The organism is Kordia algicida OT-1 (genome assembly GCF_000154725.1).
Classification (GTDB): domain Bacteria; phylum Bacteroidota; class Bacteroidia; order Flavobacteriales; family Flavobacteriaceae; genus Kordia; species Kordia algicida.
Window position 1 is genome coordinate 3,310,397 of sequence record NZ_DS544873.1, and the last position, 12,596, is coordinate 3,322,992.

Sequence of the window (12,596 nt, forward strand, 5' to 3'; positions counted from 1 at the left end):
TTGGGCAACTTCACAGTTCAATCCATTTTGAATTGTTGGCAACCGTTGCATCTAGCAAGTCTATTTGTAACGTTTTTGCCAATTTTTTTCCAACTTCTAAAGCTTCAGCTTCATCAAACATTTGATATATTTTAAAATGCTTGTTTCCTACATACCATACATTTACTTGATAAAAGTCATCATCTTTTTTGAATACCGAAACATATTCTAACGCTGGTAAAGGTTTCCATTTTCCAAGTTTGAACATGAGAATTGCGCGTTCGTGTTTGTATTGATTGTTTTTAAAATCGAAATAGTAGGTTTGTATGACAGAGTAGAAAAACGCTGCGCTTGCAGATAGTATGGCAACTTGTATGAAGGCAACTTCATTTTTTACATATTCAGTTTCAAAAGAAAATTCTAAACTATAAAAGAAAAATACTACGCAACTAATGGTTACCGCATAGAAAAATGCAGCAAGAATGTTGTGCCAAAGCGATCTATTTCCTTGTGAAATTATGACTTCGTCTTTCATGTGGTAAAAATACTGATTATTCTACTGAAATGCGGAGAGAAGTTATGGAGAAATGTGACTATTTTATGGTAATTTTTTCTCCCAGAAATTTGGGTTGCTTGCCAATTACTAAGTCTATACACATAGCAACTCGCGCCAATACTTCCCGTACTTTTATTTTGAAACCACTGCGTCCGCCAACATTTTTTGCATTGAAACCAACGGCATTGATTCCTTTGGCGTTTGCAATAGCAATAGCACGTTCGTTATGAAATTGCTGCGAAATGATGGTAATGTTTTCTTGTTGAAATATTTCTTTACTTCTCACGACAGAATCCAGTGTTCTGAAACCTGCGTAATCTAAGATAATTTTGTTTTCGGGAATTCCTGCTGCAATCAAATCTTCTTTGAATGTTGTAGGTTCATCATATGTTTTACTGCCATTATCGCCACTTACCAATATGTATTTTATTTTTCCAGATTTGTAGAGTTTTACCGTAGCATTTATTCGGTATGAATAGAATAAATTAACTTTTCCATTTTTTAGATATTTTCCTGTTCCTAGTAGCAATCCAACTTTATTGGAAGGAATTTCAGCAACTTTGTTAAATGTTTTTCCGTTAGATATGAGTTCTACATAAGTGTTGCATGCTATGATTCCTATGATGAACACTAAAAAGGTGAAACCGATACGTTTTAGCCATTTTTTCATTGCTACAAAAGTACTTTTTTTCGTGTTGATATAAAAAAACCCTTCCAAAATGAAAGGGTTTTACAGTTTGTTAGTTAGTTATTTTTAAATAGTATTGATGTATTTAATTAGTTTTTTCAAACTTTTTTCTTTGTTGAGTTTGATACGGTTTTTCTTGATAAATACACTGATTTGTTCAGCTTTGTCAGGAAATAATGCTAAGAATTCTTTTTTCTTTTTTGGAACTTTTATGGCATGTCCGTTGTGTGCTTTTTCGATATAGAATTCGCATCGCATGTCTTTGAATTCTGTTGTGATTGAAGATGCCGAAGATCCGTATGAAGATTGTTTCTTTTTTACGAGTTTTTTGCATTGTTTTCTGTACAACGAAATGTTGTCATTGTCTTCTATGCTGATGTAATATCCAAGATCATTTTCTTTTTCGCTATCAATTTTTTCTAAAACTCTGTATTTTAGATTGTTTGCATGCTGATTGATCTCATAGTTTCGTTGCTTTGAGATTACCAATACTTCAGAATCGTCTCCACCTTTTACTTCCATTTCGTCCGTTAAAGCATTGTAACGTACAAGATATACCTTGTTTACTTGTTCTATTCTTGCTGTAGAGAAATCTTTTTGCATGTACGGTGTTCCAATAGTATTTGGTCCGTAAGTGTTTGATTGATTTCTTACGATGACTGCATTTAGTGAATTGTCAAAATCCATCGAAGCTTTTGATGCAAGTTTTATAGCTCCTTGAGGTGGTGGTGGTCCATAACTTCCTCCAGAACATTGTGCTATTCCTTCAAGACTTAATAATAAGCAAAATACTAGAACGTATCTTAATTTTTTGAGTGTGGTTTTGGTGTGAATTGTTTTCATAATTTATTTTTTTTGGTTTTAATGTATTTTAAAGTTACGAAAAAATGTGATTGAGCGAAATTATCCGTTAGGTTTTTTCCAAATAACTGTTTGATTTTGTTTATTTTACACCAAAAAAAAGCACCAAACCGAAGTTTGATGCTTTTGAATTATTTTTGATATACAATTTTACTTATAGTGAATTTACGTAATCAATTACTTTTATGATATCTTCTTCTTTTGTTACTTTGAGATTGTTCTCTTTGATGAATTGCTTCACAATAGCTCTTTTATCTTCAAATAGTTTAGCAACTCCACCTCTTGTACGAGAAAGCTTTATGGCGTGACCACTTTTTTTAAATTCTACGTAAAACTCGCTTTTTGTATCTCTAAATTCCGTAATGATTTTTGGTGCAGGAATCATGTACGGTGTTTTTTCTAGTCCAATGTTTAATTGTTTTAAGTCTTTTCGATAAAGAGAAACATAGTCATTTTCTTTTAATACTTTAAAATACCCAAGCACTCGTTTTTTACTGTAATTGTCTGTTTCTAGAATTTTGTAGGTACGATCTTCCGTTTGAAATGAAATCTTTTCTTTTTTAAGATTTTTGTTAATGTATCCTATTTTGTCGTCTTGACGCTTTATTTCCATTTCGTCTAAGTACGCATTGTAACGTGCTTTGAAGACAACTTGTGATGAAGAAATTTTTGCATCTTTGAATTCTTCTTCATGAAATTGCGATCCGTTAGCAACTTCCAAAATACTTTTGTTAGCATCGTTGGTATATCCTAATGCAAATAAAGGATTGTTGTGAGGAACTAAAAATAAAACGACTGATGGCGCGTGTGTTGAGGTTACATTTACGGTTTGTTGCGCGAAAGTTGTTATTGTACATAATAGCATGAGTACACAAACAGAACTTTTTTTTAGAATTGATTTCATAGCTTTTGGTTTTTAAAAGTTAATGTTTAATTGAATCTTAGTATTATTCCTCAAAAACCTTACCATTGTACTATTTTTCTCAATCTTCTTTATTAATAAAGCGCTTATTTACAATGAATTAACGTAGTTTATAAGTTTTATCAAGTCTTTTTCTTTTGTAACTTTGATTTTATTTTCTTTGATAAATTTTTTGACTAAGTCTTCTTTTCTAGGAAATACTTTGCTAACAGATTTCTTCTTTCTAGGAAGTTTTATAACGTCTCCACTACCATTTAATTCTACGTAAAATTCGCTTTTTTGTTTTTTAAATTTTGCTGAACTTCCTCCTAAATTTCCTCCGTAAGCTGCTTTTTTAACTTCTACGAACTTCTTTCTGTCTTTTCTATAAAGTGCAACATTAGTTCCTTCTGTCAACTGTACATAGTATCCTAACTTGTTGTCTTTTTTACTATCAGCATATTCTAGAATTTTATACGTTATACCTGACCTACTTTCTTTGATAACGTAGTTCTTGTTATTTTTATTCATGATTAACGTATCTGTACTTTGAATCACTTCCATGTCATCTAAAGCTGCATTATAACGAACGAGATATACTTTATTTAGTGGAGTAATTTTGGCTGAGTTAAAGCTTTCGTTGTAATAAGGTGTTCCTTCTACATTAGCTTTGTAAATGGCTGCAAAGTTTTTTTGCATTTGCGCTTGTAGTGTCAAATCATTGTGAAACATTGATGCTTGCACAGCTTGTCTTGCAGACTGGGAAAATCCTGTAGCGCTTACTAGAATAAGAACGCATAAAGCTGTTAGTTGTTTTATAGATAATTTCATACCATTAAGTTTTTTATATGTGAATTTACGAATTGAATAGTGTTTGTTCCAAATAAATGGTTGTTTTTTAATTAAGTATCAAAGATCAGTCCATTTTTAGCGATAATGAATATTTAAAAATTTGAAACATAAAAAAAGCATCAAACAATAACGTTTGATGCTTTTGATATTTTAGTAATAATCGTATGAATTAGTCTGCCAATACAATTACTTTGTTGTCTTTCATTTCAATAGTTCCAGAGTTGATTTTTAAAGTAAGTACTTTATCATCATCTATGTGTGGAACGATTGATGCGTGCAATTCATCAAAAACCAAATGTGTTTTGGTGTGTGTATGAATTTTTACCATACCTTCTTTTAAAAGTGATACGATAGGCGCGTGATTATTTAACATTTGAAATTCACCATTAATTCCTGGTACAGTCACAGAATCTACTTCTGAACTGAACAATGTTGCTTCTGGTGATACTATTTCTAAATACATATTTTCTAATTATGAATTGTGAATTATAAATTATGAATTTGGAATATGTTGTACTCACAATTCTTCATTCCTAATTCTGAATTCTGAATTAAAATTACGCTTCTGCAAGCATTTTCTCTCCAGCTTCAATAGCTTCTTCAATTGTTCCTTTTAAGTTAAAAGCAGCTTCTGGTAAGTGATCTAATTCTCCATCCATAATCATGTTGAATCCTTTGATCGTTTCCTTGATGTCTACTAATACTCCTGGAATTCCTGTAAATTGCTCTGCTACGTGGAAAGGCTGTGATAAGAAACGTTGTACACGACGTGCACGTCCTACCGCCATTTTATCTTCTTCAGATAATTCTTCCATACCTAGGATGGCAATAATATCTTGTAATTCTTTGTAACGTTGTAATAACTCTTTTACTCTTTGTGCACAGTTGTAGTGTTCATCACCTAAGATATCAGCCGTTAAAATTCTTGATGTAGAATCTAATGGATCTACCGCTGGATAAATACCAAGCTCGGCAATTTTACGAGATAATACTGTTGTCGCATCTAAGTGAGCAAAGGTTGTTGCTGGTGCTGGATCCGTTAAATCATCCGCAGGTACGTAAACCGCCTGTACAGATGTAATAGATCCTTTTTTAGTTGAAGTAATACGTTCCTGCATTGCACCCATTTCTGTTGCTAATGTTGGTTGGTATCCTACGGCTGATGGCATACGACCTAAAAGTGCCGATACCTCAGAACCTGCTTGTGTAAAACGGAAGATGTTATCTACGAAGAAAAGTACATCTTTTCCTTGTCCGTCTCCTGCTCCATCACGGAAATATTCTGCAATTGTTAATCCTGATAAGGCAACACGTGCACGTGCTCCAGGTGGCTCGTTCATTTGTCCGAAAACGAATGTTGCTTTCGACTCTTTCATAGCGTTTTTATCTACTTTAGATAAATCCCATCCACCTTCTTCCATAGAATGCATGAAATCATCACCGTATTTGATAATTCCAGATTCTAACATCTCACGTAAAAGGTCATTTCCTTCACGCGTTCTTTCTCCTACTCCTGCGAATACTGAAAGTCCACCGTGACCTTTTGCAATATTGTTAATTAACTCCTGAATTAATACTGTTTTACCTACTCCGGCACCACCAAATAATCCAATTTTACCTCCTTTTGCGTAAGGTTCAATCAAATCGATTACTTTAATACCTGTATATAAAACTTCTGTAGAAGTTGATAAGTCTTCAAATTTTGGTGCTTCTCTGTGGATAGATAAACCGTTATCACCATCTTTTGGCAATTCTCCTAATCCATCGATAGCATCTCCGATAACGTTAAATAATCGACCGTATACATCGTCGCCAATAGGCATTTTAATAGAGTCACCTGTAGTGTGTACATCAGTACCTCTACTTAGACCATCTGTTGAATCCATAGAAATGGTACGTACTGTATTTTCTCCAACGTGAGACTGTACTTCAAGTACTAATTTTGTACCATCTTCTTTTGCTATTTCTAAAGAATCGTAAATTCTTGGAAGTTCGTTCCCAGCGCTGAATTCTACATCAACAACAGGACCTATAATTTGTGCAACTTTACCTGTAACTTTTGACATTACTTAAGTGTTTAATGTTTAGGTTATTAAATACTGAAAAATGGATTTCATATTTTATGCTAAAACATGACCTTTTTTCGCGGTGCAAAGATATATTTTATTACTTAAAATAAGTAGTGTTTTGTAATGATTTTTAAAAATTATATCAAAATCCTTAATTATACTAGCATTTTACAGCTTTCAGAAATGATTTTGTATAAAAAAAGTGTACTGTTACGTACACTTTTTTGTTTGACATGTTGAGTTTTTATCTTATTGATTGATAATCCAAGAGATATAGTATTGAGAACCAATAGTACCAACTCCAGGCGCACTTACATATTCATGTCCTAAGATGTTTGCTGCACCAAGTTTGAATGTTGATTTTTTGTAACGGTAGTTTACTTGCATATCAACTAATGAACGTGCAGTAACCATTCCATCAGCAAAAGTAGATTCCCAAAGGAAAGCATCATTCCATCTGTAATTGATGTTGAATCCGAAGTTATTGAAAAGGTTTTGGTTTCCAAAAGAAGCTTTTACTTTGTGCTCTGGCGTATTGAAATTTGTTTCAAAATCAGGATCGCTCGCTTGATCGAAATCAAGTTTTGCATAGGTATAGTTAATTCCGAAGTCAAAGTCTCCAAATACTTTTGTATTTACACCAATCGCTGCTCCGTAAGAGCTAATATCAGCATTTGAGTTAGAATATAACTGGAATGGTGTAAAATCGCCATTTGAAGCTGCAATTAACGCATTTGGCGTTGGCGCTCCACCTACAGGAGTTAAGTCTGTAATGTCTGATAAATCTACATTACCATAGTTTGGTACAATTACCGTTCTGTTTGCAATAAAATCTTTGTATTGATTGTAGTATGCACTTACATCTACTGAAATGTTATCAAATACAATTCCACGATATCCTACTTCAAAAGCAGATACTTGTTCTGGCTTTACAAATTCTACATTTGCTTTTTCTAGTAAGGCTGGATTTGGTGCTCCTGCTGCTGCACTTGCTCCAAATGCTTGGAAAGATGATAATGTATATGAGTTATTGTATGCGTCATTTCCTGAAAGTGTTACCGTTCTATCCAATCCGAATGCTTCTAATCCTGCTGGGAAGTTGTTTGTAATTGGTCTTGTTGTGTAACGATCTAAGTTGTCTGGAGCCGATCCTACTAAGATTGCATTTCCAACATCTAAACCAATGTATTGATCTTGTGTTGTTGGATTACGGAAACCAGTTTGGAAAGAAGCTCTAAAGTTGTGTTTTTTGTCTTCGTCTGGAGAGAATACAAGTGAGATTCTTGGTGATACGTTTCCGTCAAAGTTTTGGGCTTTGTCATAACGAATAGAACCTGTGAACTTCATTTTGTCTTCCATAAACTTCTTTTGTACTTGTACATACGCACCATATTCATCATATCTAATTGGTCCATCGTAATCTGTGAAGATAGTTCCTTCAGAGTTTAATACGTATTCGCGGTACGATCCACCAACTTGAATGTCTGCAAAGTCAATTAAATGTGAGAAGTTATAGTTTACATCAGAATGATATAGTTTTGTATTGTCAATAAATCTTGCTCCTGTGAGTAAGTCCCCATCAGCTGTTACTGAGTTTAAAGCACTTCTAAAAGTAGGTGTTCCTGGCTCTAAACGACCTGTATCTGCCAATCCTCTAGCAAAAGCGTGTGCCACTGCTGGATCGCCAGGCGTTACTCCTGGAATTGCTCCTGTGATTGCTCCTAAATATCCTGTCGCGTATTCAGTAAACCATTGCTGATCTGATTTCCATCTTCTGTTTACATTGATCGCTGCAAAACGTGTATCGTATGAGTTTCCTGCTTTTTCAGCAGTTACGTAACCTCTAATAAAGAAGTTGTCATTACGAATTTCTAATTTGTGTTGCTGCATGAAGAAGTCTTTGATAGAATATCTATTAGCTCCTTGATAGATGGTGTTACCTCTACCTATTTTTGAGTTCCAAATTACTGTAAAGTCATTTGCCCAAGGCTTGTAATGCATAGCTAGGTCTGCTTTTACACTTTGTGCATCATAATCCATTAAGTCACGTTCTTCATATCCTGTTCTAGATACTGCAGATGAACCAAATGTTCCTGCTGGTGCTCCTGCTAAGGCATCAAAGTTTAGCGTTGTAGAAACTTCATCACCATAAATATTTAATCCGTTGTAGTTAGGATCTGTTTGTCTGTTTCCCGCAATAGCATCACCTGTAGAGGCATCGTAGTTTGTATAATCGGTCGCAAACCACTCAGTACCATTTAAAACAGAGAATGAAGCTTTTACAGCTAGTTTGTCACTAAATGCATGTGCACCTCTTAATCCGAAATCAACAAAACTATTGCTGCCTGCATTGTCAGAAGATGTCATTCCTGTTTTTGCATAGAAGCTTAATCCTTGATGTTTGTAAGGATCTTTACTTCGCATGAACATGATACCATTAAAAGCATTTGCACCATATAATGCAGAAGATGCTCCTGGTAATAATTCTACCGTAGCTACATCTAATTCAGACATTCCTAATAAGTTTCCTAAGGCGAAGTTCAATGCTGGCGAGGAGTTGTCCATTCCATCTACTAATTGCATGAATCGAGTATTCGCAAATGTGGCAAAACCTCTTGTGTTTACCGATTTAAATGTTAAACTGTTTGTATTGACATCCACACCTTTAAGATTTTCTAGGGCATCATAATACGTTGGTGCCGAAGCATTTTTAATGGCTCTTGCGTCCATTCGTTCTACCGTTACAGGAGATTCGCGTATTCTTTCAGGAGTTCTGGAAGCAGATAGAACAATTTCATCTAGTTCTGTTCCTTCTTTGATAACGATGGTAACGTCTTGATTGTTTCTGGTAATTTCAACGGTGGCAGTGTCATATCCAATGCTACTAGCTTGAATTTTGAAAGGCGGATTTTGCGATACCGTCAGTTTGAATTTCCCATCGAAGTCTGTAGTTGTTCCCATAGATGATCCTACAACTATTAAGTTTACGCCTGGGATTGGCACATTGTTGCCATCAACAACTTTTCCACTAACATTGGTTTGTGCAGATAAACCTGCACAAACCAACATAGCTAAAATTGATAGATATGCTCTCATAAGTCTTTTTGGTTTAGTTATTATGAGAACAATATACACTTTTTTACGATATCTGTAAAAAAAGCGTTAATATTTTAAAGTTATTCTACTGTTACCGATTTTGCCAAGTTTCTAGGCTGATCTACATTACAATCGCGCATTACTGCAATATAATATGACAATAATTGTAGCGGAATTGTTGTTAATAAAGGAGTTAGCAACTCTAATGTCTCAGGAATTTCAATTACGTAATCAGCAATTTTCTTGATGGTTTTGTCACCTTGCATTACAACTGCAATGATTTTTCCTTTTCGAGATTTTATTTCTTGAATGTTACTTACCACTTTATCGTAGTGTCCTTTACGCGTTGCAATAACAACTACTGGCATTTGCTCATCGATTAATGCAATTGGTCCATGCTTCATTTCTGCTGCTGGATATCCTTCTGCATGAATGTATGAAATCTCTTTCAGCTTTAATGCACCTTCTAACGCTACTGGGAAGTTGTAACCACGACCTAAGTATAGGAAGTTTGTTGCATCTTTGTAAATGTTAGAGATTGTTTTTACGTGATTATCAGATTTTAATGTTTTTTCAACTTTTGCAGGAATTGCATCCATTTCTGATAAGTATGTATGGAACTCTGATGTAGATACAGTTCCTTTTTTCTGTGCTAATTTCAAAGCGATTAAGGTTAACACCGTGATTTGTGTTGTAAATGCTTTGGTAGAAGCAACTCCGATTTCTGGACCAGCATGCGTATACGCTCCAGCATCGGTTTCTCTCGAAATAGAAGATCCTACTACATTACAAACACCAAATACAAAAGCACCTTTGCTTTTAGCCAATTTGATTGCCGCTAAAGTATCTGCCGTTTCTCCCGATTGAGAAATTGCAATGACTACATCATTTTCCGTGATAACAGGATTTCTGTATCTGAATTCAGAAGCATATTCAACCTCAACAGGAATTCTTGTTAGGTTTTCAAATACGTATTCTGCCACCAAACCTGCGTGCCATGATGTACCACAAGCTACTATAAGAATTCTGTTTGCGTTTAAGAATTTTTCAATATTATCATCAACACCAGCCATTCTAATGATGCCTTCATTAGATAACATTCTTCCTCTGAACGTGTCCAAAATTGCTCTTGGCTGTTCGTATATTTCTTTCAACATAAAGTGGTCGTAACCACCTTTTTCAATCTGCTCAAGGTTTAATTGTAATTCTTGCACGTACGGATCAACTAAAGAGTCGTCTTTTATTTTACGAACTTTAACTTTTTTACCTCTGCGTACAATTGCCATTTCTTCATCTTCCAAGTAAATAGCATTGTTTGTGTATTCTATAAAAGGAGACGCATCAGAAGCAATAAAAAATTCTTCTTCACCCACACCAATTACAAGCGGACTTCCTAAACGCGCCACTACAATTTCGTCGGGTTTGTTTTTATCAAACACAGCAATTGCGTAAGCTCCAACAACTTGATTTAAAGCAATCTGAACTGCTTTTCCAAGTTTTACATCTTCGTTTTTCTTTACGTCTTCAATCAAGTTTACCAATACTTCCGTATCAGTATCTGAATGAAATGTATAACCTCTATTGATTAATTCTAGCTTTAATGGCTCATAATTTTCAATGATTCCGTTGTGAATGATTACCAATTCACCTGAATTTGAGTAATGAGGGTGTGAGTTTACGTCATTCGGCTCTCCGTGAGTTGCCCAACGCGTGTGACCAATTGCTAAAGATCCGTCAATTGTGATTTCGTCTTTGACACGATTTTCTAAATCGACAACCTTTCCTTTTGTTTTGGATAGTTTGATGTTTTTACCATCGTATATAGCAACACCTGCACTATCATATCCTCTGTACTCAAGTCTTTTTAAACCTTTTAGCACCACAGGATATGCTTCTCTGTGACCTATATAACCTACGATTCCGCACATAATTTTTTCTTAATTGTTATATTAATTACTTTCTGGGATTGAATAAAATATTTCCAACTTTAACCTTTTGTCTTCAGGTGAGGCTGGAGTACTTCCGTGCAGTACGGTTCCAAACGGATTCATATTGGAAACAGTGGGAACAAACTCCTTTTCTGAAGTTCCTGTTTGTAATTGTCCGCTGGTTACAACACGTATGTCGGAAGAAGCTACTAATCCAAGTGTAACATTGGTTGAATCTTTACGTATAACGTTATTGATATGTTCTGTTAATCTAATTTTATATCGCAACGGCTTATCGTCTTCATCCAATTCTAAAATTCCTCCATGAACAGCTTTTGATAAGCTTGGCGATGATGAATTTACAGTTTGATCGACAATATAATCTTCCAAAGGTGTATTGTCTCTCATATTGTATAGATAGATACGTTGTGGATCTTCTGCTGCATCAACCTGAATATCATTATTTACATAAAATACCAAGTTGGCATCGTTGATAATCCATCCGTTTTCTCTTATTTCTTCTAATTGATCTGCAACACCATTGTTGTCTGTGTCAGGTCCGAAAAGTTCAATGATTGACATAGCACCTTCTCCACCTTTTAAGAATAGATTTGTATTGGACGTTACATCTTGATCGAATGATGGAGTAGAAAATGTATTGATAATGTTTGCTGAAGATAAACTTAAACTGAAAGAAGCTTTTTCAGGCTCTACTTGGTCATCATCAGGATCGGTATTTCCTTGTGTATTTACTTTTTGGTAGATATAGTTGATTTCAATGTTTGCATTTTGAAAATCTAACAACATTAAAGCTTCTGCATCATCTGCCGTAATGTGCAATCCTCTAAATAAGTCTTCTGCTCTAAATATGTTATTGTTAGAAAGTTTAATACTTCCTTCGTTGTCAATAATTCGATCTTGAAAAAACTGCGGATCTAGTTCTACGCGAATTCTTGGTGATAAGGTCTCTGCAATTACAGGATCTCCATTTTCGTCAAAAACAGTTGCTCCGTTAATGTCTGTTTCAATAACTTCTACCTGATTTTTATTGATTGTAAACGTATCTTCATATAAGGTTTGTCCAACAAAAGTTGAGTAATCTTCATCTGAAAAATATGCTTGTGGATCTCCGTTTTCGTCAATCGCTCTTAAAAAGTATGTAAGCTCTTTTACACTTAGTGTAAATTCTGCCTCCGTATTTCCGTAGAGAGAATCCACAACTACTTCTGTTTCTCCGTCGTCATTTACAGAACTAGAGCTAAAAAACGGAATGTTTAAGTATACTTCTGTTACTGTTTCGTCTTCTTCAAAATCTGTTAAATCCTCATCTTCTTCTGCTTGCGACTTGTCTCCAAACTCAGGATCTTCTGTTCCTGAAATTAAGCTCGCTTGTACCGTAAGACTTGCAAATGTTGTTCCGTACACAGGATCAACATTTTTTCCAAGTTGATATACTGGCAATCCATTTGTTTGCACAGGATTTAATCGTTGGTTGTATGCAACAATTTCTGTATCTGCAAACAAGTTTGTTGTAAAATTATTGTTTTCAATAATTTCATCTCCAACCGTACTAAATTCATCATCACAAGCAACAAAGCCTACTGCTACTAAAAGCACTACTAAGCCACCTGTGAGTGTCTTTCTAAATGTGTTCATAAGTGTAATC

10 protein-coding genes are annotated in these 12,596 nt (G+C 34.7%); all 10 read right to left on the minus strand.

Annotation, left to right across the window (positions count from 1 at the left end; translation table 11 throughout):
- Window positions 1-10 precede the first annotated feature (10 nt).
- A complete protein-coding gene (locus tag KAOT1_RS14210) occupies window positions 11-514 on the minus strand; it encodes a hypothetical protein (protein ID WP_007095536.1) in 504 nt (167 codons plus the stop codon).
- Window positions 515-572: 58 nt separating this feature from the next.
- Window positions 573-1,205: a SanA/YdcF family protein gene (locus tag KAOT1_RS14215; protein WP_040559572.1), complete on the minus strand. Its 633-nt coding sequence runs from the start codon at window positions 1,203-1,205 to the stop codon at window positions 573-575.
- Window positions 1,206-1,289: 84 nt separating this feature from the next.
- The gene (locus KAOT1_RS14220) at window positions 1,290-2,066 is read right to left on the minus strand and encodes a hypothetical protein (RefSeq protein ID WP_007095538.1); all 777 of its coding nucleotides are present in this window, start codon (window positions 2,064-2,066) and stop codon (window positions 1,290-1,292) included.
- Window positions 2,067-2,238: 172 nt separating this feature from the next.
- A complete protein-coding gene (locus KAOT1_RS14225) occupies window positions 2,239-2,988 on the minus strand; it encodes a hypothetical protein (RefSeq protein ID WP_007095539.1) in 750 nt (249 codons plus the stop codon).
- A 108-nt stretch (window positions 2,989-3,096) separates the two neighbouring features.
- Window positions 3,097-3,816: a hypothetical protein gene (locus KAOT1_RS14230; protein WP_007095540.1), complete on the minus strand. Its 720-nt coding sequence runs from the start codon at window positions 3,814-3,816 to the stop codon at window positions 3,097-3,099.
- A 190-nt stretch (window positions 3,817-4,006) separates the two neighbouring features.
- On the minus strand, window positions 4,007-4,300 hold the full coding sequence (locus tag KAOT1_RS14235) for a F0F1 ATP synthase subunit epsilon (RefSeq protein ID WP_007095541.1): 294 nt from the start codon (window positions 4,298-4,300) through the stop codon (window positions 4,007-4,009).
- Between the two features lie 94 nt (window positions 4,301-4,394).
- Entirely contained in the window at window positions 4,395-5,903 is a 1,509-nt protein-coding gene (gene atpD, locus KAOT1_RS14240; RefSeq protein ID WP_007095542.1) for a F0F1 ATP synthase subunit beta, read from the minus strand.
- Between the two features lie 252 nt (window positions 5,904-6,155).
- Window positions 6,156-9,002: a TonB-dependent receptor gene (locus tag KAOT1_RS14245; protein ID WP_007095543.1), complete on the minus strand. Its 2,847-nt coding sequence runs from the start codon at window positions 9,000-9,002 to the stop codon at window positions 6,156-6,158.
- Between the two features lie 80 nt (window positions 9,003-9,082).
- Complete coding sequence (glmS, locus tag KAOT1_RS14250) at window positions 9,083-10,930, minus strand: glutamine--fructose-6-phosphate transaminase (isomerizing) (protein ID WP_007095544.1); 1,848 nt, start codon at window positions 10,928-10,930, stop codon at window positions 9,083-9,085.
- Between the two features lie 21 nt (window positions 10,931-10,951).
- Window positions 10,952-12,586: a DUF4270 domain-containing protein gene (locus tag KAOT1_RS14255; RefSeq protein ID WP_007095545.1), complete on the minus strand. Its 1,635-nt coding sequence runs from the start codon at window positions 12,584-12,586 to the stop codon at window positions 10,952-10,954.
- Between the last annotated feature and the right edge of the window lie 10 nt (window positions 12,587-12,596).

What these genes read in the sequence shown, in the direction of transcription:
- KAOT1_RS14210 (WP_007095536.1), bottom strand. Translation starts at nt 514, where the DNA reads ATGAAAGACGAAGTCATAATTTCACAAGGAAATAGATCGCTTTGGCAC.
- KAOT1_RS14215 (WP_040559572.1), bottom strand. Translation starts at nt 1,205, where the DNA reads ATGAAAAAATGGCTAAAACGTATCGGTTTCACCTTTTTAGTGTTCATC.
- KAOT1_RS14220 (WP_007095538.1), bottom strand. Translation starts at nt 2,066, where the DNA reads ATGAAAACAATTCACACCAAAACCACACTCAAAAAATTAAGATACGTT.
- KAOT1_RS14225 (WP_007095539.1), bottom strand. Translation starts at nt 2,988, where the DNA reads ATGAAATCAATTCTAAAAAAAAGTTCTGTTTGTGTACTCATGCTATTA.
- KAOT1_RS14230 (WP_007095540.1), bottom strand. Translation starts at nt 3,816, where the DNA reads ATGAAATTATCTATAAAACAACTAACAGCTTTATGCGTTCTTATTCTA.
- KAOT1_RS14235 (WP_007095541.1), bottom strand. Translation starts at nt 4,300, where the DNA reads ATGTATTTAGAAATAGTATCACCAGAAGCAACATTGTTCAGTTCAGAA.
- atpD (WP_007095542.1), bottom strand. Translation starts at nt 5,903, where the DNA reads ATGTCAAAAGTTACAGGTAAAGTTGCACAAATTATAGGTCCTGTTGTT.
- KAOT1_RS14245 (WP_007095543.1), bottom strand. Translation starts at nt 9,002, where the DNA reads ATGAGAGCATATCTATCAATTTTAGCTATGTTGGTTTGTGCAGGTTTA.
- glmS (WP_007095544.1), bottom strand. Translation starts at nt 10,930, where the DNA reads ATGTGCGGAATCGTAGGTTATATAGGTCACAGAGAAGCATATCCTGTG.
- KAOT1_RS14255 (WP_007095545.1), bottom strand. Translation starts at nt 12,586, where the DNA reads ATGAACACATTTAGAAAGACACTCACAGGTGGCTTAGTAGTGCTTTTA.